Source organism: Phycisphaerae bacterium, from assembly GCA_041652575.1.
Lineage (GTDB): Bacteria > Planctomycetota > Phycisphaerae > Sedimentisphaerales > UBA12454 > UBA12454.
On record JBAZHC010000020.1, the window covers coordinates 1 to 22,366 of the forward strand.

22 protein-coding genes are annotated in these 22,366 nt (G+C 42.6%); 12 read left to right on the top strand and 10 right to left on the bottom strand.

Annotated features, from left to right (window positions below):
• Window positions 1-102: 102 nt before the first annotated feature.
• Window positions 103-1,104 (bottom strand): aspartate-semialdehyde dehydrogenase, encoded by a 1,002-nt coding sequence (locus tag WC496_11880; protein ID MFA5293714.1) that lies wholly within the window; start codon window positions 1,102-1,104, stop codon window positions 103-105.
• Window positions 1,105-1,448: 344 nt separating this feature from the next.
• Between WC496_11880 and WC496_11885 the strand changes: the two genes are divergently transcribed.
• The 10 genes from WC496_11885 to WC496_11930 all read left to right on the top strand — a co-directional run bounded on the left by WC496_11885 (window position 1,449) and on the right by WC496_11930 (window position 10,681).
• On the top strand, window positions 1,449-3,014 hold the full coding sequence (locus WC496_11885; protein ID MFA5293715.1) for a 2-isopropylmalate synthase: 1,566 nt from the start codon (window positions 1,449-1,451) through the stop codon (window positions 3,012-3,014).
• Window positions 3,015-3,068: 54 nt separating this feature from the next.
• Window positions 3,069-3,449 carry a four helix bundle protein gene (locus WC496_11890; GenBank protein MFA5293716.1) on the top strand — a complete coding sequence of 127 codons (381 nt, stop codon included), beginning with the start codon at window positions 3,069-3,071 and terminating at the stop codon, window positions 3,447-3,449.
• Window positions 3,450-3,499: 50 nt separating this feature from the next.
• Window positions 3,500-4,762 carry a 3-isopropylmalate dehydratase large subunit gene (locus WC496_11895; GenBank protein ID MFA5293717.1) on the top strand — a complete coding sequence of 421 codons (1,263 nt, stop codon included), beginning with the start codon at window positions 3,500-3,502 and terminating at the stop codon, window positions 4,760-4,762.
• A gap of 75 nt (window positions 4,763-4,837) precedes the next feature.
• On the top strand, window positions 4,838-5,326 hold the full coding sequence (locus WC496_11900) for a 3-isopropylmalate dehydratase small subunit (protein MFA5293718.1): 489 nt from the start codon (window positions 4,838-4,840) through the stop codon (window positions 5,324-5,326).
• Between the two features lie 33 nt (window positions 5,327-5,359).
• Window positions 5,360-5,764, top strand: coding sequence for a GxxExxY protein (locus WC496_11905; protein ID MFA5293719.1), 405 nt, complete (start codon window positions 5,360-5,362; stop codon window positions 5,762-5,764).
• A 43-nt stretch (window positions 5,765-5,807) separates the two neighbouring features.
• Window positions 5,808-6,521 (top strand): hypothetical protein, encoded by a 714-nt coding sequence (locus WC496_11910; protein MFA5293720.1) that lies wholly within the window; start codon window positions 5,808-5,810, stop codon window positions 6,519-6,521.
• An 84-nt stretch (window positions 6,522-6,605) separates the two neighbouring features.
• Window positions 6,606-7,691, top strand: coding sequence for a 3-isopropylmalate dehydrogenase (locus WC496_11915; protein MFA5293721.1), 1,086 nt, complete (start codon window positions 6,606-6,608; stop codon window positions 7,689-7,691).
• Between the two features lie 74 nt (window positions 7,692-7,765).
• Window positions 7,766-8,731 (top strand): GTPase, encoded by a 966-nt coding sequence (locus WC496_11920; protein ID MFA5293722.1) that lies wholly within the window; start codon window positions 7,766-7,768, stop codon window positions 8,729-8,731.
• Window positions 8,732-8,802: 71 nt separating this feature from the next.
• Window positions 8,803-10,494, top strand: coding sequence for an alpha-L-arabinofuranosidase C-terminal domain-containing protein (locus tag WC496_11925; GenBank protein ID MFA5293723.1), 1,692 nt, complete (start codon window positions 8,803-8,805; stop codon window positions 10,492-10,494).
• Window positions 10,484-10,681, top strand: coding sequence for a DUF6485 family protein (locus WC496_11930; GenBank protein MFA5293724.1), 198 nt, complete (start codon window positions 10,484-10,486; stop codon window positions 10,679-10,681). Before WC496_11925 ends, WC496_11930 begins: the two co-directional genes overlap by 11 nt.
• A gap of 30 nt (window positions 10,682-10,711) precedes the next feature.
• Here the strand turns inward: WC496_11930 and WC496_11935 are convergent, their stop codons facing one another.
• The 5 genes from WC496_11935 to WC496_11955 are packed head-to-tail and all read right to left on the bottom strand — an operon-like array spanning window position 10,712 to window position 16,786.
• Window positions 10,712-11,221: a shikimate kinase gene (locus WC496_11935; protein MFA5293725.1), complete on the bottom strand. Its 510-nt coding sequence runs from the start codon at window positions 11,219-11,221 to the stop codon at window positions 10,712-10,714.
• Window positions 11,218-12,036, bottom strand: coding sequence for a sugar phosphate isomerase/epimerase (locus tag WC496_11940; GenBank protein ID MFA5293726.1), 819 nt, complete (start codon window positions 12,034-12,036; stop codon window positions 11,218-11,220). Before WC496_11940 ends, WC496_11935 begins: the two co-directional genes overlap by 4 nt.
• A complete protein-coding gene (locus tag WC496_11945) occupies window positions 12,033-13,961 on the bottom strand; it encodes a tetratricopeptide repeat protein (GenBank protein MFA5293727.1) in 1,929 nt (642 codons plus the stop codon). The genes WC496_11940 and WC496_11945 overlap by 4 nt, the downstream gene beginning before the upstream one ends.
• Before the next feature lie 5 nt (window positions 13,962-13,966).
• Entirely contained in the window at window positions 13,967-15,883 is a 1,917-nt protein-coding gene (locus WC496_11950) for a tetratricopeptide repeat protein (GenBank protein MFA5293728.1), read from the bottom strand.
• Between the two features lie 3 nt (window positions 15,884-15,886).
• Complete coding sequence (locus WC496_11955) at window positions 15,887-16,786, bottom strand: phosphoribosylaminoimidazolesuccinocarboxamide synthase (protein ID MFA5293729.1); 900 nt, start codon at window positions 16,784-16,786, stop codon at window positions 15,887-15,889.
• A gap of 243 nt (window positions 16,787-17,029) precedes the next feature.
• Between WC496_11955 and WC496_11960 the strand changes: the two genes are divergently transcribed.
• Together WC496_11960 and WC496_11965 are read left to right on the top strand one after the other, a co-directional pair.
• On the top strand, window positions 17,030-18,247 hold the full coding sequence (locus WC496_11960) for a peptidylprolyl isomerase (GenBank protein MFA5293730.1): 1,218 nt from the start codon (window positions 17,030-17,032) through the stop codon (window positions 18,245-18,247).
• A 334-nt stretch (window positions 18,248-18,581) separates the two neighbouring features.
• Complete coding sequence (locus WC496_11965; GenBank protein ID MFA5293731.1) at window positions 18,582-20,027, top strand: hypothetical protein; 1,446 nt, start codon at window positions 18,582-18,584, stop codon at window positions 20,025-20,027.
• A 95-nt stretch (window positions 20,028-20,122) separates the two neighbouring features.
• Here the strand turns inward: WC496_11965 and WC496_11970 are convergent, their stop codons facing one another.
• From WC496_11970 to WC496_11985, 4 genes are all read right to left on the bottom strand, one after another.
• Entirely contained in the window at window positions 20,123-20,446 is a 324-nt protein-coding gene (locus WC496_11970) for a helix-turn-helix transcriptional regulator (protein MFA5293732.1), read from the bottom strand.
• A gap of 50 nt (window positions 20,447-20,496) precedes the next feature.
• Window positions 20,497-20,868, bottom strand: a complete 372-nt coding sequence (locus WC496_11975) for a type II toxin-antitoxin system RelE/ParE family toxin (protein ID MFA5293733.1) — start codon at window positions 20,866-20,868, stop codon at window positions 20,497-20,499.
• 126 nt (window positions 20,869-20,994) lie between these two features.
• Window positions 20,995-21,636 (bottom strand): HNH endonuclease, encoded by a 642-nt coding sequence (locus WC496_11980; protein ID MFA5293734.1) that lies wholly within the window; start codon window positions 21,634-21,636, stop codon window positions 20,995-20,997.
• Between the two features lie 174 nt (window positions 21,637-21,810).
• On the bottom strand, window positions 21,811-22,074 hold the full coding sequence (locus WC496_11985) for a hypothetical protein (GenBank protein ID MFA5293735.1): 264 nt from the start codon (window positions 22,072-22,074) through the stop codon (window positions 21,811-21,813).
• Window positions 22,075-22,366 lie beyond the last annotated feature (292 nt).

Genomic DNA, 22,366 nt, shown 5'->3' on the forward strand with positions numbered 1-22,366 from the left:
AGATGACTTGGTTGAAAACCATAAAAGCGGTTCGATAAACGATTTAAAAATAATAGAAAAATATATTTGACTGGAAGCACGCTTTCAGAGATGACAATTCGCTTACAGAAGTTTCTCTGCTATCTGAACCGCGTTTAAAGCTGCGCCTTTGCGAATCTGGTCGCCGGAGACCCAAAGATTAATTCCCTTGTTGTCCGGCAAAGATTCATCCTGACGGATTCGGCCGACATAAACATCGTCATTATCGGCAGCGTCAAGCGGCATCGGGAAACGATTGTTTTTGGCATCATCGATTATCGAAACGCCGGGGGCGTGTTCGAGAAGCTGACGAACTTCATCGGGAGTAATCGAATCCTTGAATTCAAGATTGATGCTTTCGCAATGGCAGCGAGGAACACCAATCCTGATACAGGTGCAGGTAATCGCGATTTCAGGACAATGGAAAATCTTCCTTGTCTCTTTTACCATTTTCATCTCTTCTTCGTTATAGCCGTTGGCCCCGATAGCCGAATCGTGACTGAAAATGTTAAAGGCAATCTGATATTTAAATTTGTTCATCGTCGGTTTTTTGCCTTCGAGAATTTCTTTCGTCTGATTGAAAAGCTCGGTCATACCGGCCTGGCCCGCCCCGCTGACGGCCTGATAAGTACTGACAACCATCCTTTTAATAGGATTGGCTTTGTGCAGCGGCCATATCGGAACGTTGGCGATAATCGTCGAACAGTTCGGATTGGCGATAATGCCATTGTGTTTTTTTATGTCTTCAGGATTGACTTCAGGAATTACCAGCGGAATTTCAGGGTCCATTCTGAAAGCACTCGAATTATCGACAACTACAGCGCCGGTTTTTACGGCGGCGGCGGCAAACTGCCTGCTGCGCGAAGCGCCTGCGCTGAAAAGGGCAATTTCTACGCCTTTGAAACTATTTTCAGTCAATTCCTCGACCGGATAATCCTTACCTTTGAATTTTTGTGTTTTACCGACAGAACGCGACGAAGCGAGCATCTTTATGGATTTAACGGGAAAATCACGCTGTTCGAGAATTTTGATAAATTCCTGCCCTACGGCACCGGTAACGCCTGCGATAGCTACATTTTTTGCCACTTTGCTTAACTCCTTAAATCGTTTAAAAGCCGGAACATACTAATAATTTCAGCGGATAAAGTCAAGGAAAGACCTCTAAAAGCGGGGGAAAACCCATTTTTTTGTTGTCTTTTCCCGAAAATGTCTATAGAATACAGAGCTTATGGTTAAACAGACCAGAAAATTTGAATCAGTATCAGCAGCAATTAATCTGTGGCAATCCCTCTGCGGACTCGCTCTTATTTTGCGCCAGTAGGCGCAATAAAGATCCCCTCCTATCTCCCATATTGTTTTTTGTTTATTGTAGAAATTTGAAGCATTTTATTGCATAATTTCTGTTCCAGAATAATTAAAGGAGACAAGTTATGTCTGCTGAAGAAAAAGTGATAGTTTTCGATACGACGCTGCGAGACGGCGAACAGGCTGCCGGTACAAGGTTAGGCGTTCGGGAAAAACTCGAACTGGCGACGCAACTGGCGAGACTTGGCGTCGATGTTATCGAAGCGGGCTTTCCAATTTCCTCGCCGCAGGATTTCGAGGCTGTGCAGTTAATCGCCCAGCACGTAACCGGTCCGACTATCTGCGGACTTTCAAGAGCAGTCGATAAAGATATTGATTCGGCAGGTGCCGCTCTGAAAAAAGCCAAGAAAGCGAGAATACATACCGGCCTTGGAATCAGCGATATTCATATCGCAAGCAAGTTCAAGGATGACAAATACGGCAAAACGCTCGAAGAGAAAAAAGCAAAAGCTCTCGATATGGGTGTCAAGGCCGTTAAACGCGCCAAACAATATACAGACGATGTCGAATTCTACTGTGAAGACTCCGGCAGAGCGGACAAAGAATATCTGTATAAAGTCGTCGAAGCGGTTATCGCCGCCGGCGCTACTACGGTAAATATTCCCGATACTACCGGCTACGCGATACCGCAGCAGTTCGGAGAGTTAATTGCCAATATTATTAAAAAAGTGCCGAACGCAAAAAAGGCTGTGATAAGCGTACATTGTCACGATGACCTCGGAATGTCGGTGGCAAATACACTGGCCGGCGTAGCCAACGGCGCAAGGCAGATCGAGTGCACTATCAACGGCGTCGGAGAACGGGCCGGAAACGCTTCGCTCGAAGAATCTGTAATGGCGATAAGAACCCGAAAGGATTTCTTCGGGCTCGATACGAAAATAAACGCGAAAGAGCTTTACAAGACAAGCAGAATGGCTTCTGAGATGCTCGGAATATTTGTTCCGCCGAATAAGGCTATTATCGGCGCAAACGCGTTCGCTCACAGCAGCGGAATACACGTTGACGGTTTCCTGAAAAATCCGCTGACTTATGAGATTATACGACCGGAAGATGTCGGCTCGCCGAAAAGCGCCGTCGTACTTACCGCAAGAACGGGAAGGCACGGACTTAAGCATCGACTCGCCGAACTCGGATACAAAGTATCGGAAGCGGAACTTGAGCCGCTGTACCAGAGATTCCTCGATGTGGCGGACAAGAAGACAGAAGTCTTCGATGAAGATATAGCCGCTCTTGTCGGCGACGAAAGAAGAGCTATCGAGCAGGTTTTCGAACTTCAGTATCTTCATGTCGCCTGCGGAACAGGAACTCTGCCGACGGCGAGCGTAAAAGTTAAAACTAAAGGAAAAGATGCACCTGTAATCGCGGCGGCCTGCGGAGACGGGCCGGTTGACGCCGCTTATGAAGCGATAAGAATCGCTACGGGACAGTCGCCGAAACTCGACCTCTACTCGATAAAGGCTGTTACCGGCGGAAAAGAGGCGCTGGGCGAAGCGACCGTAAAGGTTATCGATAAGAAAGGCGTAAGATTTGCCGGCAGAGGTGTCTCGACGGATATAATAGAGGCATCGGCAAAAGCGTATGTCGATGCGATAAACAGAATGATGGCACAGGGTACAGGGGACAGGGTGTAGGGTACAGAAAGAGTGTGCATGGATAGATGAGAAATGTTTATTAAGGATTATGATATGGAAACAAAAAAGTTAAAAAGCTATAAAGAACTTATAGTCTGGCAAAAGGCATATAAACTTGTTTTGGAAATTTATAAATTCACCTGTAATTTCCCCAAAACTGAAACCTATGGTTTAGTTCAGCAAATCAGAAGGGCTGCAGTATCAATCCCTTCTAATATCGCAGAAGGATATGGCAGAAAAAGCAAAACTGATTATCATAGGTTTTTATCGATAGCCTATGGTTCTCTTTTGGAACTTGAAACTCAATATATGCTTTCTATTGATTTGGGATATGCAAAAAGAAGTAATACTATCGATGGTTTGGTAAAAGAAGTCGGTGGTATGTCGTACCGTATAATGAATCCGATACAAAATGATGAAAAAAGGTGTGCCTGAGGTTTACTATGCCCTATCCCCTAAACCCTACACCCTAAAGGAAGAATTTTATGTCAATGACAATAACAGAAAAGATACTTGCCGCCTCGGCAGGTAAAAAAAACTTAGAACCCGGCGATTTAATCGACGCGAAAATCGACTGCATAATGTGCCACGATGTAACAACGCCGGCGGCGATTTCAATGCTGAAGGAAAAAGGAATCGATAAGGTTTTCGATAATGAAAAAATTGTCGTTACCCCAGACCATTTCCAGCCGGCAAAGGATATCAAAAGCGCAGAGCTGCACAAAAGGCTCGACGGCTGGGCAAGGGAAAAGAAAATAAAAAATTACTATCTGCTCGGCAAGGCAGGCGTATGCCACGCCTTGCTGCCTGAACAGGGACACATCAGGCCCGGCGAGGTAATTATCGGCGGAGACAGCCATACGTGCACTTATGGAGCATTCGCGGCTTTTTCGACAGGTATCGGTTCAACCGATTTGGCCGCTGCTATCGCCACAGGGACACTGTGGTTCAGAGTTCCCGCATCGATGAAGTTTGTTCTTAACGGCAAACTTTCAAAAGGCGTTTACAGCAAAGATGTGATTTTAGCCTGCATAGCGAAAATCGGCACGGACGGTGCGCTCTATAAGGCGATGGAATTCGTCGGGGCGACTCTTAAAGAAATGTCGATGGAAGCACGAATGACCATTACGAATATGGCTATCGAAGCAGGCGCCAAGAACGGCATTATCGGCTTTGACGAGATAACAAAGAAATATCTCGATGAACATCTGAAAGACAAAAAAGTATATAAAGTTTATGAATCCGACCCGGATGCCAAGTACGAGCAGGTAATCGAAATCGATTGCTCGAAACTTGAGCCGATAGTCGCCCTGCCGCATCTGCCAAGCGGCGGACAGCCGATAAACAACTGCGCCGGAATGAAGATGGACCAGTCTTATATCGGAAGCTGCACAAACGGACGAATCGAAGATTTAAGAATTGCCGCTTCGATAATGAAAGGCAAAAAAGTCGCGATACGGACAATCATAGTTCCTGCCACGCCTGAAATATGGAAACAGGCGATGGACGAAAAACTGTTCGATATCTTCTACGCGGCCGGCTGCGTAATCAGCGCGCCGACCTGCGGAGCCTGTCTGGGCGGATTTATGGGAATCCTCGCCGCAGGCGAAAAATGTGTAAGCACGACCAATAGAAACTTTGTCGGCAGAATGGGAAGCCCGAAAAGTGAAGTCTATCTTGCGAGTCCGGCAACTGCTGCGGCAAGTGCTATCGAAGGAAAATTAACTGACCCAAGAAAATATTTATAAAGGGTACAGGGGACAGGGTATAGGGTATAGTTCTATCCCCTAAACCCTATACCCTAAACCCCAAAAGGAGTTTTTATGGCGAAAGCACATGTTTATAAAAGAGACCATATCAATACTGATGAAATTATACCGGCAAGGTATCTCAATACTGACAACGTGGCCGAACTGGCGACGCACTGTATGGAAGACCTTGACACAGGTTTTGTCAAAAAATGCAAAGCCGGCGACTGCATTGTCGCAGGCGACGATTTCGGCTGCGGCTCGAGTCGCGAACACGCGGTCTGGGCGCTTCAGGGCGCCAAGGTCGGCGCGGTTATCGCAAAAAACTTTGCGAGAATTTTTTATCGCAACTGCATTAACTGCGGTTTTTATCCGATTGAGCTCGACGGAGCGACTGAAAAAATTAATGACGGCGACGAAATTGAAATCGATTACAAAAAAGGCGTAATAAATAATAAAACACAGAAGAAAGAAATTAAGTTTAAGCCGCTGCCGGATTTCGCGATTGAAATTATCAATGACGGCGGACTGCTTGAACATATAAAAAAAGGAACCGCGGATTAACGCGGATTTTCACGGATTTTTGAAGAGTAAAAAGTGGCTGAAACTAATTTATTGCATAATGAGTTAACAAAAGAAATTATCGGTGCTGCAATGGAAGCGCATAAGATACTCGGCAGCGGATTTCTTGAGAATGTATATGAAGAAGCTTTGGCAATAGAGCTCGACTTTCGTAAAGTGCCTTACGAACGACAGAAAGGTATTGATGTTTTTTACAAAGGATACTTAGCAAAGCAGTTTATCTGTGATTTACTTGTCGGAGGAAAAGTATTGGTCGAACTTAAAGCTCTCAAAACCATAACAGGTGTTGAAGAAGCACAAATTCTGAACTATATGAAGGCAACAGGAATTGAAGTTGGACTGTTAATAAATTTTGGTGAACAGTCTCTAAAGTACAAGAGATTTATATTACAAAAAAACCGCAGATTAACACGGGATTAACGCTGATTGAAAATAAAATGAAATAATAGTGAATGATTGACGTATGGAAACCAAAGAAGAAATAACTAAAAGGTTTGATGTGCTAATTAAGAAGGGTGAAGAATTGCTTGGAACACTTGGCCCTCAACTTGTTGGTATAAAACGAGATGGGTCCAAAAAAGTGGATATGGATAGTTACAACTACTGGGTTCCCCAAGTTAGAATTCCTGATTTCCTAGCTTGGCTAACTTCAGCATCAAGTCTTATACATTTTATATCTCTATCTGATACACCTCTTATTGAGCAATGCGACCATCTTATGGCGAACGAAGATTTGGAAAAAGGGATTCCTTCAAAAACAATTGTTTACATGCTTGGTTTATTAAAAGGAGCGGGAGATGATTGGGAACATGGTTTGCTTGGAAGAATTGAATATATAGTAGCAGGTGTAACTTTTGATGATTTTTTGGATCATGCTTCCTTATATCACAAAGGGAACAAAAAAATGGAGGCTGCCGTTTTGGTTAGTGCTGTATTAGAAGACACAATTAAAAAAATCGGCCAGAAAAATGGCGTAGATACGAAAGGGAAAACTCTCGATCCTATTATTGACGAGTTAGTAAGGGCAAATATATTTACACCTGTAAAAGCCAAACATTTTAAGGCATACGCTGGATTCAGAAACCACGCACTACATGCGGAATGGGATAAATTTGACATCTCAGATGTAGGAAAACTTATAGCTGGCACAAAAGAATTAATCGAAAATTACTTATAAATATGATAAAAACAGAAAAATAATTAAGAAAAATCCGTGAAAATCCGCGTTAATCCGCGGTTAAAAAAAGAAAGGACAAAATTAATGAAAAGTTATAATATCGCAGTTATGGGCGGTGACGGCACAGGGCCGGAAGTTACCGCAGAGGCCGTAAAAGTTTTAAAGGCCGCAGAAGCCAAATTCGGTTTCAAAACCGATTTGACCGATTTCGATTTCGGCGGCGAAAGATATAAAAGAACAGGCGAAACACTGCCGGACAGCGCAGTTGAAGAATTCCGCAAATTCGACGCTATTCTGCTCGGCGCTATCGGTCATCCCGATGTAAAGCCGGGAATTCTCGAAAAAGGAATTTTACTGAAAGCCCGTTTCGACCTTGACCAGTATATAAATTTAAGGCCTGTAAGATTGTTCCCCGGCGTTGAGACACCGTTGAAAGGCAAAGGGCCGAAAGAAATAGATTATGTCGTTGTCCGTGAAAATTCCGGCGACGCATACACAGGCACCGGCGGCATCACGCTTAAAGGAACGCCGAACGAAGTAGCGGTTCAATCAATGGTTTATAATCGATTCCAGGTTGACAGATGTCTGAAGTACGCTTTTGAATACGCGAAAAAGCACGGCAAAAAAGCCCGCGGAGTCGGGCCGGAAAACACGCTCGGTCTCGTCGGCAAGACAAATGTTCTTACGTTTGTATATGACCTTTGGGAAAGAGCTTTCCACGAAATGGGAAAGAAAGAATATCCTGATATCCGTAGAGATTATTATCACGTTGACGCGACATGTATGTGGATGGTCAAGAGCCCCGAATGGTTCGACGTTCTTGTTACCGGCAATCTGTTCGGCGATATCATCACCGACCTTGGCGCAATAACACAGGGCGGAATGGGTATCGCGGCAGGCGGAAATATCAATCCGAACGGCGTTTCAATGTTCGAACCTATCGGCGGAAGCGCACCGAAATATACCGGTATGGGCGTAATCAATCCGCTGGCGGCAATCTGCGCGGCTCAAATGATGCTCGAAACTCTCGGCGAAGAAAAAGCGGCAAAAAAAATCGAAGATGCTGTTAAATTTGTAACCGCAAACAAGATGAAGAGTATGGCCGCAGGCAAAATGGGTCATTCCACAAGCCAGGTCGGCGACCTTGTTGCTGAAAAAGTAGCTGAATAAATAAAAAATAATCGTCCCGCACCTGTTTGTTCAGGTGCGGGATTCATTAATTTTGATTTTTTATTTTTATTATCATGCCAGCAAATCTGACACCGGATTATTTAAAGGCTGACAAGTGGTTTAGGGAAGCGGCCACTGACGAGGAGAAAATTCTTGCCCTTGAAGAGATGATGCGGGTCATTCCCAAACACAAGGGCACGGAGCATATCCAGGCGGACCTGAAAAAAAAATTAAGTAATCTTAAAGAATCCATTGAAAAAAAGAAAAAAACTTCGCACGGCTTCGATATTTTTTATATTCCAAAAACCGGAGCGGGACAAGTCGTGCTTTTAGGACTGCCCAACAGCGGAAAAAGTTCAATTGTCGCATCTACTACTCACGCCAAAGCGCACGTTGCCGATTTCCCGTTCGCTACGAGTATTCCGCTGCCCGGAATAGCACAATTTGAGGATATAAAAATAGAGATAGTAGATATGCCGCCGATAACTGCCGATTTCGCTCCCGCGGGAATTATCAACGCATATCGCAACTGCGACCTTATCGGGGTCTGTATAGATTTGAGCGGCAATATAGCCGAGCAGGTTAAAGTCTGCTTTGATTTTCTCGAAGAAAAAAGGCTGCTGCTTAACGAAGGAGCGAATCCCCTGGGGAGAAAATGCTTTATCATCGCGACAAAAACTGATATATCATCGCCAGAGAAAATTGACGAATTAAAAAAAACGTTAACAAAACCTTATGAGATTACGGCAATATCCGTAAACAAACGGTCAAGTCTTGATAAAATGCTTGCCGAGATTTTCAGGATGTTCGATATAGTCAGGATTTACGCGAAAAAGCCCGGCCATGAACCCGATATGACCGAACCGTTTATTCTGCCCAAAGGTTCGACGGTAATAGATTTGGCGCAATACATACACAGGGAGCTCGCGGAAAAATTTAAAAATGCCCGATGCTGGGGCAGTGGCGTTCATGACGGACAGAATGTACACAAGACACATATTTTATGCGACAAAGATATAATAGAATTGCATTTAGCCTGATATGGCTGATAATTTCGATTCCTGCTTTCGGAAAGATTGTTTATTCGCAGGAACAGAAAGGAAACTCCGATATGACCGGTAAAAAAATTGCGGTAACGATTAACGCCCAAAAAACAGGCGAGCCGATTCCGAAATATATTTACGGCCAATTCATAGAGCAAATGGGCAGATGCATTTACGGCGGTATTTGGGCGGAGATGCTCGAAGACAGAAAATTCTTCTACCAGCCGGGAACAAAAGATTCTCCGTGGCAAATAATCAAGCCGAACATTATTCAGCAAGGCGGCCTCGGCCTTATCAGGGGAAAAACCTATGTCGGAAGAATCGCCGTCTCTGCGAAAAATAAAACTAAAATTCAAATCAGTTTAATCTGTAATGAACAGCGACAGACAAAAACCTTTGATGTAAAAAACTGCGATTTCGGAACATTTAATTTTAAATTCAAGTCCACAGTCGATACCAACGACGGCAAATTCGAGATTGCATACCATAATAAGGTTCGCATCAATGCTGTCTCGCTGATGCCCGGTGACAATGTAAAAGGAATGAGAGCCGACACATTAAAGCTGCTGAAAGAATTAAACGCTCCGATTTATCGCTGGCCGGGCGGAAATTTCGTCAGCGGATACGATTGGCGTGATGGAATAGGCGACAGGGACAAACGCCCGCCGAAAAAAAATCCTGCGTGGAAAGGTATCGAGCTTAATGATTTTGGTATCGATGAGTTTATGGTCTTCTGTAAAGAAATTAAAACCGAGCCGTTAATCGTGGTCAATACCGGATTCGGAGACGCCAACAGCGCAGCGGAAGAAGTCAGATATATCAATATCAAGAAAAAATATAACGTAAAATGGTGGGGAGTCGGAAATGAAATGTATGGAAAGTGGCAGTTAGGGCATATGCCGCTGGAACAATATATTGTTAAACACAATCTTTTTGCCCGGAAGATGCGCGAAGTTGACCCGTCGATAAAGCTAATCGCTGTCGGCGAGGCCGGGCCATGGTCGGAAGAAATGCTGAAAAACTGCGTTGAAAATATGGACCTTATCAGCGAGCATTTTTACTGTATGGAAGAAAAAGAAAATGTAACCGAACACGCCGAACAGGTGCCGCAGGCCATCGGCAAAAAAACCGCCGCTCATCGTGAATATCGCAAAAATCTCAAATCGCTAAAAGGCAAAGACATCCGCATCGCTCTTGACGAATGGAATTACTGGTACGGCGACCATATATTCGGCGAGCTTGGCACAAGATATTATCTCAAAGATGCGCTCGGTATCGCCGAAGGGCTGCACGAGATGTTCAGGAACTCCGATTTAATCGAGATGGCCAATTACGCCCAGACCGTAAACGTCATCGGCGCCATCAAAACCAATAAAACCGCAGCGGAGATTGAAACGACGGGACTGGTGCTCCAACTCTATCGAAACCAGTTCGGTACGATACCTGTTGAAATTACCGGCGATACAAATTCCCTCGATGTAACCGCGGCCCTGACAAAAAATCATAAAGCGTTAACTATCGCTATCGTAAACCCAACTGCAAAAAATTATTCGTTCGCAATGAAATTAAAAAATGCTAAATTAACAGGCAAAGGACAGGTTTGGATAATTTCACATTCTGACCCTATGGCTTTCAACGACCCCGGCAAAGAGCCTGTAGTCGCAATCGCTGAGAAAAAACTTTCGGGAATATCCGGCACTTTCGATATTTCACCGCTGAGCGTTTGTTTGTATAAACTGGAGGTTAAAAATGGAATGTAAGAAAAAAGAAAATATGAGTTTTTGCAACTGCTCATATCCCGGCTGTGATAATAAAGGTATCTGCTGCCAGTGCATTCAATATCATTTGGCGTCGAAACAACTCCCCGGCTGCTGCTTCCCGCCCGATATCGAAAAAACTTATGACAGAAGTTTCAAGGCATTCGCAAGGGCGTGGAAACTAACCTAAATTGCAAAATGAAGATTGAAAATTGAAAATTTAAATAATTTTTAGCTTTTCGATAATTTTTTCAATCACTTGTTCGTGAGTAAGATTGAAACAATAAATTGTTATATCTGCCCATTTTTCATAAAGAGGCGCTCTCTTTTTGTGTAAATCGTCGAGGGTTTGGCCCCTGCTCATCACAACACCTCGAATATTGAGATCCGTCAGTCTCTTTTTAATCATCTCAAGAGGCAGGTCAAGATAAACAATTACGCCGTTGGATTTTAAATGATTCATCGCCACATCGCTGTAAACTGCGCTTCCGCCGGTGGCTATTACGCAATCTGTTTTATCGATACAGCAGATATGTTCCGCCTCAAGTTCACAAAATTTTTCCAGCCCGTCGGAATCGATAATCTGCTGAAGCGTTCTGCTGACAAGGGCCTGGATATATACATCCGTATCGAGAAAATATCTGCCGAGCCTTTTGGCAAGCAGTACGCCGATAGTACTTTTGCCGACGGCTGGCATACCGATAAGAATAATATTTTTATTTTCGCTCATATCTTAAAATTCTTTAACTTTATTAAGTTTTCAAAAGCCTTTTTAAGAAAATCCTCCGGAGATTGAGTCTCTGGATTGCCGACGACTTCGAGCATAAGCGGGCCGTTGTAGTCCTTCGGCCAGGCGGCAATTACTTTCCGCCAGTCGATTTTGCCGGTAAACGGAATCATATGGTCGTCATTACTGCCTTTGTTGTCATGCAGATGTGTCATAACAAGTTTATGGCCCCATTTTTTCAAAACGGCAACGTGCTCATCGCTCCAGATAAAATCATGGCCGCTGTCGTAACAGAACCGCAAATATTCAGAGTCAATATTTTCGAAGACAAAATCCGTATAATCGCTTCTGCGGGTATTTTCGGCTGCGAGAACTATTTTAGCGGTTTCCGCAAACCGGACTATTTCAGTAACGCTGTCCAGCAGTATCGGGACCGGCGCAGGTGGATTTTCGCAGGATGGACAAACATGAAATATAATTTTCGGTATGTTGTGTCTTGCACAATCTTCAATCCATTTTTTATGCAGGTCAACCATTTTTCCGCGTTCTGTCAGGTCTTCAGAAGAAAGCAGATGAGACTGGACAAATGGAACATGAACATTATCAATTTCAAGGCCTGCATTGCGGACAATTTTCGGCAAATCGTCCAGCGAGCCTGTATTTGCTCTTTCGTCTTCAGCCCACCAAAGACAGGTGGTATCGAAGCCCGCATTTTTTATAAGCTCGGCCCTTCTGCTGATATGCAGCCGCCAGCCAAACCAAGAAAAGATGCCGAGTTTATAATTATAAGAGATGTTCTCTTTTTGATTCATAGTCATTTTCCCAAAGCCTCTTCAAGAAACTGTTTCGTATTTTTGTCACTGGGGTCGATTTGAAGTGCTTTACGATATGCTTCTATCGCTTCGGCAGTTCGACCCCTTCTCTCAAGAAGGATACCCAAATTCCTGTACATTTCAACATCATTAGGTCTGATAGTCAAAACGAAACGAATTTCTTCTATCGCCTTGTCGGTTTCGCCGGCAGCAGCCAATGCCATACCGCGATAGCCATGGGCAAATATATTGTTTCGGTCAAACTCAAGTGCTTTATTGAAAAATTCAACCGCCTGGTCATATTTTTCCAGTTCATTTAAAGTTATGGCAAGATTCAGATAAGCGTCAACATAGTTCGGTTTGATTTTCAATGCCTGCTTATAATAATAAACAGCTTCCTCAAGCTTGCCCTTTTTCTGCAGGGCAACAGCAAGATTGAAAGACGCCTGCGGAAGATTAGGATTATATTTTATGGCGGCCCTGAAGTGCCCAATGGCCTCGTCAGTCCTGTCAATCTTCAGCAGCGTACTGCCAAGATTATTATGAGCTTCAGCAGAGTCAGGTTTAATTTTTAGAAATTTGTTCGACTTTTCGATGGATTCATCGAACCTGCCCAGTTCGCCAAGATAGGTCGCATAGTTGCTGAGAATAAGGGAATTGTTTTCAGTAACCTGAAGAGTATGCTCAAATAGTGTCAGGCTGTTTTTCCAGCATTTTACCTGCCGCGAGGCGGTCAGGGCCCAGGCGGCTAAAATAAAGCAGGCTAATAAAGTAAAATTTAAATTTTTATTTTTCCATTTTGGAAGATATTCTTTTGCGCCGAAGGTAATGATAACAAATAAGCCTGTTAATGTAATATAGGTATATCTGTTTGCCATAGACTGGGCGCCGACCTGAACCAGGCCGATTACCGGCACGAGCGTACCGAGATACCAAAGCCATCCGACCGCAAAAAATCTGCGGCGCCGAGCAAGATAAATAAAACATATCGAAATCAGCAAAAGCACAAATCCGCCGATTATGACTTTTCCAGTCGATAAGCCTGTTGTGTCATACGGATAAAGAACAGCCAATCGGTCCGGCCAAATCATTTTTATGATATACATAACGTAAGAAACTACGGCGTTATTAATTCTGATTGCCGGCCCGAAAGATTCGAAGGCCACTACCGCGCCGCCTTTGCGCTGTACCAGGAACGTTATAATGCAGGAAGCGAACGAACAGACAAAAAACGGTATCTTTTCAATCAGCAGCAGCCGTGATATTTTTCTTTCGAGCGGCCAATAATCCAGCAGCAGCAAAACAAATGGGACCGTAACAAGCATAGGTTTTGACATAAGACCAAAAACAAAAAAGGCAATCGACAATAAATAATATCTATTACAGAGCCGCGACAGTAATGGAGCGGTTTCCATTTTTAGCACATATTGTACATACGTAAGCATTGTCAGGAGCCAGAAGAAAGTGCTCAATACATCTTTTCGCTCGGCTATCCAGGCGACTGATTCGACATGCAGAGGATGAATGGCAAAAGCCGCGGCGATAAACGCACTGGGCCAAATCGCACCGGTCATTCTAACAAAAACATAAAATAAAATAAGCGTGTTTAGAATGTGAAATAAAATATTTGTTATATGATGGCCGCCTGCCCAATTTTTAAATATTTGGTAATCGAGTATATGAGAAATCCACGTAACAGGGTGCCAGTTGCTTGCGTAGCCCGAAGTAAAGGCCCAGTGCAAACTTTTGAAGTTCAGGCCCGACTGTATATTTATATTATTGGTTACATAAGTATCGTCATCGTATTTGACAAAATCATATTTATACACCGGCCAATATACCGCGATAATCGCCGCGGCAAGACAGATACTTATCAGCAAGGAGCGGTATCTGGAAAATTGCCCGTTCATCTTTTTAGTGTTCTGTTTCATATTTGCTAAGGAACAGTTTGGCTTTTCAAATCTTCCTCAAGAAGCTGACGCAAATTTTCATTGTCCGGATCTATTCGCAAACCGGCGCGGTATGCTTCTATCGCACCTGCGATATCACCCTTTCTCTCAAGGAAAATACCTAAATTTCGATACATCATAACATCATCAGGTTTAGCTCTTAAAACAAAACAAACATCTTTTATCGCCTCATCTGTTTTGCCGATTGCAGCCAAAGCAAGACTGCGATGACCATGAGCAGTCACATTATCCGGCTCAAGTTCAATCACTTTACTAAAAGCGTCAACAGCCTGTTCGTACTTTTGCAGTCCGACCAGAGTAATGCCGAGTTTAAAAAGTGCATCCGGATTATTTGGTGCGATTCGCAATGCCTTATTGAAATACTCGACGGCTTCCTGCAGATGCCCTTCCTTCCTGAGAGTATTGGCGAGATTGAGATTGGCCGGTAAAAAATCAGGATTATATTTTAACGATAATTTGAAATACTCTATCGCTTCCTGATTCCTGCCGGCATCCTGAAGCACGCCGCCAAGATTATTATTGCCTACAGGAGAATCGGGATAAATTCGCAGCGATTCTCTAAAACACCTGATGGCATCGTCGAATTTGCCTTGTTCGACAAAAACGCTTCCCAGATTATCGAGAATCATATAATTATTTTTAGTAAGTTCTATAGTGCGTCCGAACAGCATTTGACTGTTTTGCCAGTAACTCAACTGCCGCGATGCCGTCAGGAACAATATAAATAAAACTGCGGAAGCGAACAAAGCCGGCGTTCTAAAACGTTTCACAGGAACAAATTCTTTTGCGCTCCAGGCGATAATTATAAATAAACCAGTCAAAGTCATATAAGTATATCTGTCAGCCATCGCCTGGGCGCCGACCTGAACCAGGCCGATTACAGGCACGAGTGTGCCGAGATACCAAAACCAGCCGACTATAAAAAATTTGTGTTTCCTGCCCATATAAATAAAAAATACCGAAATTGAAATAAGCAGTAAAACACAGATTACAACCTTAATCGCAGGTAACGAATTCTCCGGATGCGGATAAAGCAGCGCCAGTCGGTTCGGCCAAATCATTTTTGCAATGTACGCAACATAAGAAACTATTGTATTGGTCACCCGGGTACTGAACCCAAAAGTCTCCAAACTAACTAAAGCGCTATTTTGCTGGGCAATAAACGTTATTATACAACAGGCAAATGAACCTATAAAAAACGGTATCTTTTCAATCAGCAGCAGCCGTGACATTTTTCTTTCAAGCGGCCAATAATCAAGAAGCAGCAAAACAAATGGGACCGTAACAAGCATAGGTTTTGACATAAGACCAAAAACAAAAAAGGCAATCGACAATAAATAATATCTATTACAGAGCCGCGACAGTAATGGAGCGGTTTTCATTTTTAGCACATATTGTACATACGTAAGCATTGTCAGGAGCCAGAAGAAAGTGCTCAATACATCTTTTCGCTCGGCAATCCATGCGACGGATTCGACATGCAGAGGATGCAAAGCAAAAGCCGCGGAGACAAATGCGCTGGGCCACATTGCGCCGGTCATTCTAACAAAAACGTAGAATAAAATAAGAGTGTTTAAGATATGAAATAGAACGTTTATTAAATGGTGCCCGCCTGCCCAATTACCAAAAAGCTGATAATCAAGCGTATGAGACAGCCACGTTACAGGATGCCAGTAGTGCCCGGAGTGGCTTATGGTGGCAAATGCCCAGCGGATACTTTTAAAGTTCAGGCCTGACTGTATATTTATATTATTGGTTATGTAAGTGTCATCGTCGTATTTGATGAAATCATATTTATACACCGGCCAATATACCGCGATAATCGCGGCAGTAAGACAGATACTTATCAGTAAAGAGTGGTATCTGTGGTTTTGTTCGGGCATTTTTTAACTCTTGAATGAGAATTTTTTGCCTGTAAGCTGTTCGTATGCCTCGATATATTTCGCGCTTGTTTTTTGACAAACATCATCCGGCAATTCTATGCCTTTGCCGGACTTGTCGAAGTTTATGCTCTCAAGGTAATTCCGCACAAACTGCTTGTCATAACTTTCCTGGTCTCTTCCCACCTGGTATTTATCCGCGGGCCAGAACCTCGACGAATCAGGCGTAAGCGCTTCATCAATCAAAATAATCTTGCCGTCGATTTGGCCCCATTCGAATTTCGTGTCGGCAAGGATGATGCCTTTTGTCTCGGCATAAGCAGATGCTTTTTTAAATATTTCAATACTCTTATCACGGACATATTCGGCGTTTTGCCTGCCTATTATTTTGACGCATCTGTCGAAGTCGATATTTTCATCGTGAGCGCCAAGTTCTTCTTTGGTCGCAGGGGTGAAAATCGGTTCAGCAAGTTTGACGCACTGTTTCAGGCCGGCAGGCAGTTTATGCCCGCATACCGTCTGATTCTGTTTATATGCTGTCCAGCCGCTGCCTGCAAGATAGCCGCGAATAACGCACTCGACCGGCATAACTTTTGTCTTTTTGACAAGCATACTCCTGCCGGCGAGTTGCCCGGCGTAATCACAGAAAGGTTTTGGAAAATCGCCGACACTATCGCTTATTAAATGAGTTTCCACTACACCTGTCAAAAATTCGAACCAGAATTTTGAAATCTGCGTAAGAACGATACCCTTATACGGGATTCCATTGGTCATAATCACATCAAACGCACTTATCCTGTCGGAGGCGGCTATAAGCAATTTATCTCCGAGGTCGTAAATATCGCGAACTTTGCCATGTTTGGCATTTGTACCCGGAATATTGGTTTGAAGGATAATTTCCGCCATTTTATACCTTTCCATAAATTTTTGCTCCAGCTATAGTAAGGACTTAAAACAAGATTGTCAACCCCGCACCTATTTGCTTTGCTTAAAGCGTCTTATGGCCGGCAGGCCGTCTGTAACAAACACCCTTTAATCGCTCCGCTTTTAAGTAAATATCACGGGATTTATCTTTTATTTCGAGACTGCAATAGATATACTGTTACGCCTGTTAAATTTGTGCAGAAATACTTTTAAGAAAGGAAATTTATGAATAGTTTTAAAAAGATTTCAATAGCCATAGTCCTTCTTTCTCTAACCGTAGGCGTTGCCGAGGCCGCAAAGAAGAAAGACAAAAAGAAAAAAGACAAAGCAGTCGAAGTTAACGCTCCTGCCGAGTCAAAAGCTGTTGCCGCTGAAACACCAAAACCTCCTGTTACTGAATCAAAGCAAGCTCCCGCCGCCGAAGCAACCCCTGTTAAGGATGCAAATATGTCAGATGTTACCGCGATAAGTGTTAATGGTACGAAAATTGCCGAAGGGCAGATAACAAAAATGCTGAATGCGAGAATGGAACAACTGGCAAGCAGGATTCCTCCGAATATGAAAGACCAATACAGCCAGCAGTTGAGAAAACGCATCGTAGAGCAATTGGTAATCGAAGAGCTCCTGGCCCAGAAGGAAAGGGCGAAGAATATCGCCGTCACCCAGGCAGATGTAAACGAGCAGGTTAACAAGCAGATGGAGGCTCAAAATTTAACAATCGATGAATTCAAGTCGCTGCTCAAGGCCTACGGCACAACTTACAGCGAATTCGAAGCAAATATGCGTAAGAAATTAATGTTCGAGAAACTGATAGAAGGCGAATTCGCCGGAAAAATTGTCAACCCCACAGACGAGCAGATTAAAGCATATTATGACGAAAATGCTCAGCAGTTCAGCGCACCGGAAAGAATTCATGCAAAACATATACTTATAACACCTGCCGAGTCCAACGACCCGAATAATGCCAAAGCAGCCGCCAAGGCAAAGGCAGAGGACCTTCTGAAACAATTAAAGGCCGGCGCAGATTTTAATGACCTCGCGAAAGCGAATTCATCATGCCCCTCCGCCAAAAATGGCGGCGACCTCGGCGGTCTGCAGCCAAGAGGCACATTCGTACCGGAGTTTGAAAAGGCCGCTTATGCACTTCAGCCCGGCCAGATGAGCGACATTGTAGAAACCGAATTCGGCTTTCATATCATAAAACTGGTCGAACACGCCGATGCCAATACCATAAGTCTCGAAAAGGCCAAAGGCCAGATTGTGCAGCTTTTGACCAACAAGCAGAAAGAAGGAATCGTCATAAGTTACATACAACAATTAAAGCAGGAGGCGGACCTGAAGTTCACCAATCCGGCGGACAACTTCGATTTGGATATGCCAAAGCCCGCAGCACCTGTACGGACCAGTAGTCCCGATAAAAACGAGCCTAACAGCAAAAAATAAGGCTTTTTAATAAAAAACCCCTCGATACTACCTGTATTGAGGGGTTTTTTTATGTTGGAGCGCAGCGGAAACCCCCGTATCTGAATTTTTCATTTCAATCCCCTTGTGGGACCTTGAAGCAAAATTTGGAGGGGGCGCATTTTTTTAGCCATCCCGATGCGTCAGGATCTCCGTTGCGGCTCCGACGAATCGACACGGATTAACACTGTTTTTGCCAAGTTTAAGGGTATATAATATTGAGAGAATATAGAATTCAGAACACAGGAGACGAAATAAATCAAAATGCAAAATGACCGTGTAAAATTTGAAATAGTTTATAGCGTAGATTTTTTCAATGGTTAATAAAAATGATAAACCTCAAAGCGGGTCATACAAAGCACAGCAGGAATTAGCTGTTGAGGAAGCTGATAAATTAGCCGATGATGCCGCACAAAATCCGGATAGAGAGATTTTCCTATTATATAGTTATGTAGCTAAAGCATTGAATTATGCAGTGGATCTTGCAAAAATGACCCGTAGCAAAGAACCTTGGGCGGTAGATCAGTTTATTGCCAGACAAGTAAGATTATTTGAATATGTTAAACGAGTCGATACTTATCCAAATATAATAATTCTATTTGAGAGTTGGCCTTCAAATCCAGGAATAACCTTTGCTTGGTTAGCTGGGCAAAATGCTTTAGAGATAGCCATTAAATTCGCTCGAATGATTAACACTGGTGTAGCGGCAGCTCGTAATGAACGTGCATTTCATGGAGTCACTTCATATGATAATTTAATTGTTTGCCCCAATCCAAATCTTATTTTTGAAGAATGGCAGAAACGAACTATTGAAGAACTACTTGCTCATGAGATACCTAAGCCGGATGTTTGGCCGAGTATGGCTGACATTCATCGTGAGTCTCAAAGTTTGCTTTATAAATTGCATGATGAATACAAACGTGCAGTGAACAATAAAAACCAGAGTTCCATAAAGCCCCAAACACAACAAGGAATACCTCCAATGAACCACTATTTTGAAAATAATTTTATAAAAGCAACAATCAAGCATTTACCGTATGTTGGAGCATATCTGTTCGATCTTATATACGGTGTGAATGGTGTAAAAACACAAAAAACGCTAACCGAACAGAAAACAGACGATACTCACAAGCCAACAAAGCAAGGTTCACCATATATCAAGGCCGGAGGCGACATTATTGCTGGTGGTGACATTATTATCGGAAATAAAAATATATCTCAAAAAATCACTGAAAAAGAAAATAAGCCTTTGTATAAAAAAGTGTGGCCCTATATTACTGGAGCAGTAGTATTTTTAGCCGCAATTACAACTTTATTATGCGACAGTAAAGAAATAAAAGCATGGCTTCCTAACCAGTTGCCAAGGATATCAGGTGGCTATACAATAGAATTTCTCTCCCTTAAAGCAATAGATTGCCAAAATGACTCAAAAGGTGATGACGTCAATATACAGTTATTTTCTGGTAAAAAAATTATATATAATACGGAGGACCCAATCCATCTCAAGGAAGGGAATTCTGTTGAGGTAAACTTATCTAAATTCAACAAGGATTTTAAAGAAACGTCTATTTCTGCGCGTTTGTACGTTAATAGTGAAGAGATTCCGTGTGACGAACCGTCTATTAATTTAAAAGGAAGCCATGAAGGAACTCTTAAATTCTCGAAAAAATACAATGACGTTAATTTTATTCCTGGCAAATTAGTAACGACAAGGAAAATAGAGTATTCATTAACATATAGAATATCTCAAAAAAATCTTTGAAATTTAACACAGCCGCTCTGTGGCTAATTTCCTTCGTACTCTTCGTGAGTTTCGTGGTGAAAAATTAGTGTCAGTTGAGGCGATTGAAAACTTTTTCAGCCTATAGCATAAGTCCTTTTATCAGGAACAAGTTTTACCTGAAGATGGGAATGCAAAGCGGTTGCAATACGACTAAGCATATCAAGACTATGGCCGGTATAATTTGCATCTTCAAGCCGACTAATAACAGATTGCGTTGTCCCGATAAGTTCTGCCAGTTGTTTCTGACTGAGTCCTGCCTTTATTCTGTGACTGTAGATTTGGGCGGCTACCTCAGCATTGATGTGCTCTTTCTGGAGAGAAGCTATCCTGGCAGGGTCGTCCTTTATGTACCAGTTGCGCAGAATCTTTGAAGCATCTGTAGTTTTTCTGGTCTTCATAGTGGTATCCCTTTCCATTCTCTACCTATCATGTATTAGAACTGTACGTTCTAAAGTCCCTCAGCATAGGTGTGCGCTATGCGATTTTTCACATACTTTTTAAGGTTTTCAAAAGCTTTTCTGATTTCCTTCGGCGGCACTTTGTCTATCTTTGTGCAGCCATGTGAAAGCAGAACGACGTTTTTACCGCAAAAAGCATATAAAATCCTATAATGTACGTTATTATAACGTGCCCTTAATTCACGAATTCCATCACTAAGCATATCGCAGTCAGGCCGACGAAGTTCATTTCCAAACAATTTCAACCGGTCAACTTTAACGATACACTTTTCCCTGGCCTTTTGCGGAATTGAGTTCATCCAATCCAGCAGAGGAACGGAACTGTCAGATTCCTTAAAAATAACGATTTGTGTTTCAGGCATTCCATCGCCCTTTCAAAAATCATCTTCTATTCCTCCTGATAGACTATCTGTATATAATATCGCAATTTTGCGATATTAAGTCAAGTAAAAAATCCAAAAAAATTATTTTTTATCCAACTTATTGTTTTAACTAAGGTTGTGAATGAATAAATTATCACTTCTTTCCTTATATTTCGCCAAATCTTCCTTCAGGAGGATACTTCGCAGTGGTTCGAATTTCCAGCAGGGGAAATTCAACGGCGCATATTCCTCATCGCCCTGTTGCAAAACAAATTTATCGTGAGCCAGTGCCGTTAAAATTATATTAAACGGCGTAACGGGACAGCTAAAACTTAATACCTTACCTTCTTCAGTATTAAACTGCGTTCTGACACAAGAACCTTTTTTACTCCTGCATATCGAAACGCTTACCAGGCCTGTGTTGTTTTTCATTTTTCGATTTAGAGAGTTTTGTCTGGCGGTTACGACTCGTAAATTACACCTGCGGTTATCGAGCGGGTTTCTGTTTATATGGTCAACGAGTTCACCTTTGCCGGCGTGTATAATGTAATGAGGAAGCGGAACCGATTTATTTTTTTTTGTTTTTAAAATGATATGCGGGCAGTTACTTAAATTAAAACCTCTTATAAATGTATATTTCCGCCGGGGCATAATATCCGGGTCCTTGAATAATTTGCGGTAAATGAAATCATCGACTATTATTGTTTGGCCGCCGATTTCAAACGTACGATAAGTGTTTTCCTGTTTTGGTGTTTTATTCTTATTCATTTTTTTAAGCCTCCGAAAAAATTCTGTCACAGAGTCAAAAATCCGAATATCGAAATTCTAAACAAATCCAAATTACCAAAATTCAAATGAACAAAACTTGCGAATTTGACGTTTTGAACCTTTGAAAATTCGAGTTTTGAATTTGTTTCGAATTTAGGATTTAGTGCTTCGGATTTAATTACAATTGGTATTTTTTTTCAGGAGTTGGCGAGATTCCATAAAGGGTCTTAAGCCGAACAATGGGCATGCCAAACAGGAACAATTTATTACCTCCTTTTTTTGCCAGCCGACGCATTCGAGGCAAAAAGCCTTGATTGCCGCCGATTTGTTATTTGTCTCGACCGCTTGTTTGTAAATTTTGCGGTATTTTTTCGGAATGTCCGCCGTTCGATTACTGATTTTTTGGCGACGCAGGTTGTCTAATGGTACATTTTTCATATTGATTTCCTTAAAATTAATTTGGGTTTGATGAAATGATGAAATTGGGAGTTTGGGGTTTGAGAAATGGTGTATTCGGCCCGCACCTATTGAGGCCGGCATGTGTCTGCCCCGTGATATTCTGCCCATAGGCGAGACTTATCTAATCGGGGTTAAATATTCACTTTTAACCTGACTTATGGGTATTTTACCATAAAACGCTGAAAAATCAAGCAATTTCTGTTAATTTTTATAAATATTTTATAAATATCTAACAATTATGGGTTTAGGAAAGGGGTTGCCACAAGATAAT

Bases quoted from the DNA above. Each gene is read 5' to 3' on its own strand.
- WC496_11985 (MFA5293735.1), bottom strand. From the start codon at position 22,074: ATGAAAAATGTACCATTAGACAACCTGCGTCGCCAAAAAATCAGTAAT.
- WC496_11960 (MFA5293730.1), top strand. From the start codon at position 17,030: ATGAATAGTTTTAAAAAGATTTCAATAGCCATAGTCCTTCTTTCTCTA.
- WC496_11955 (MFA5293729.1), bottom strand. From the start codon at position 16,786: ATGGCGGAAATTATCCTTCAAACCAATATTCCGGGTACAAATGCCAAA.
- WC496_11940 (MFA5293726.1), bottom strand. From the start codon at position 12,036: ATGACTATGAATCAAAAAGAGAACATCTCTTATAATTATAAACTCGGC.
- WC496_11935 (MFA5293725.1), bottom strand. From the start codon at position 11,221: ATGAGCGAAAATAAAAATATTATTCTTATCGGTATGCCAGCCGTCGGC.
- WC496_11945 (MFA5293727.1), bottom strand. From the start codon at position 13,961: ATGAAACAGAACACTAAAAAGATGAACGGGCAATTTTCCAGATACCGC.
- WC496_11885 (MFA5293715.1), top strand. From the start codon at position 1,449: ATGTCTGCTGAAGAAAAAGTGATAGTTTTCGATACGACGCTGCGAGAC.
- WC496_11900 (MFA5293718.1), top strand. From the start codon at position 4,838: ATGGCGAAAGCACATGTTTATAAAAGAGACCATATCAATACTGATGAA.
- WC496_11910 (MFA5293720.1), top strand. From the start codon at position 5,808: ATGGAAACCAAAGAAGAAATAACTAAAAGGTTTGATGTGCTAATTAAG.
- WC496_11965 (MFA5293731.1), top strand. From the start codon at position 18,582: ATGGTTAATAAAAATGATAAACCTCAAAGCGGGTCATACAAAGCACAG.
- WC496_11930 (MFA5293724.1), top strand. From the start codon at position 10,484: ATGGAATGTAAGAAAAAAGAAAATATGAGTTTTTGCAACTGCTCATAT.
- WC496_11915 (MFA5293721.1), top strand. From the start codon at position 6,606: ATGAAAAGTTATAATATCGCAGTTATGGGCGGTGACGGCACAGGGCCG.
- WC496_11920 (MFA5293722.1), top strand. From the start codon at position 7,766: ATGCCAGCAAATCTGACACCGGATTATTTAAAGGCTGACAAGTGGTTT.
- WC496_11950 (MFA5293728.1), bottom strand. From the start codon at position 15,883: ATGCCCGAACAAAACCACAGATACCACTCTTTACTGATAAGTATCTGT.
- WC496_11975 (MFA5293733.1), bottom strand. From the start codon at position 20,868: ATGCCTGAAACACAAATCGTTATTTTTAAGGAATCTGACAGTTCCGTT.
- WC496_11895 (MFA5293717.1), top strand. From the start codon at position 3,500: ATGTCAATGACAATAACAGAAAAGATACTTGCCGCCTCGGCAGGTAAA.
- WC496_11980 (MFA5293734.1), bottom strand. From the start codon at position 21,636: ATGAATAAGAATAAAACACCAAAACAGGAAAACACTTATCGTACGTTT.
- WC496_11890 (MFA5293716.1), top strand. From the start codon at position 3,069: ATGGAAACAAAAAAGTTAAAAAGCTATAAAGAACTTATAGTCTGGCAA.
- WC496_11925 (MFA5293723.1), top strand. From the start codon at position 8,803: ATGACCGGTAAAAAAATTGCGGTAACGATTAACGCCCAAAAAACAGGC.
- WC496_11970 (MFA5293732.1), bottom strand. From the start codon at position 20,446: ATGAAGACCAGAAAAACTACAGATGCTTCAAAGATTCTGCGCAACTGG.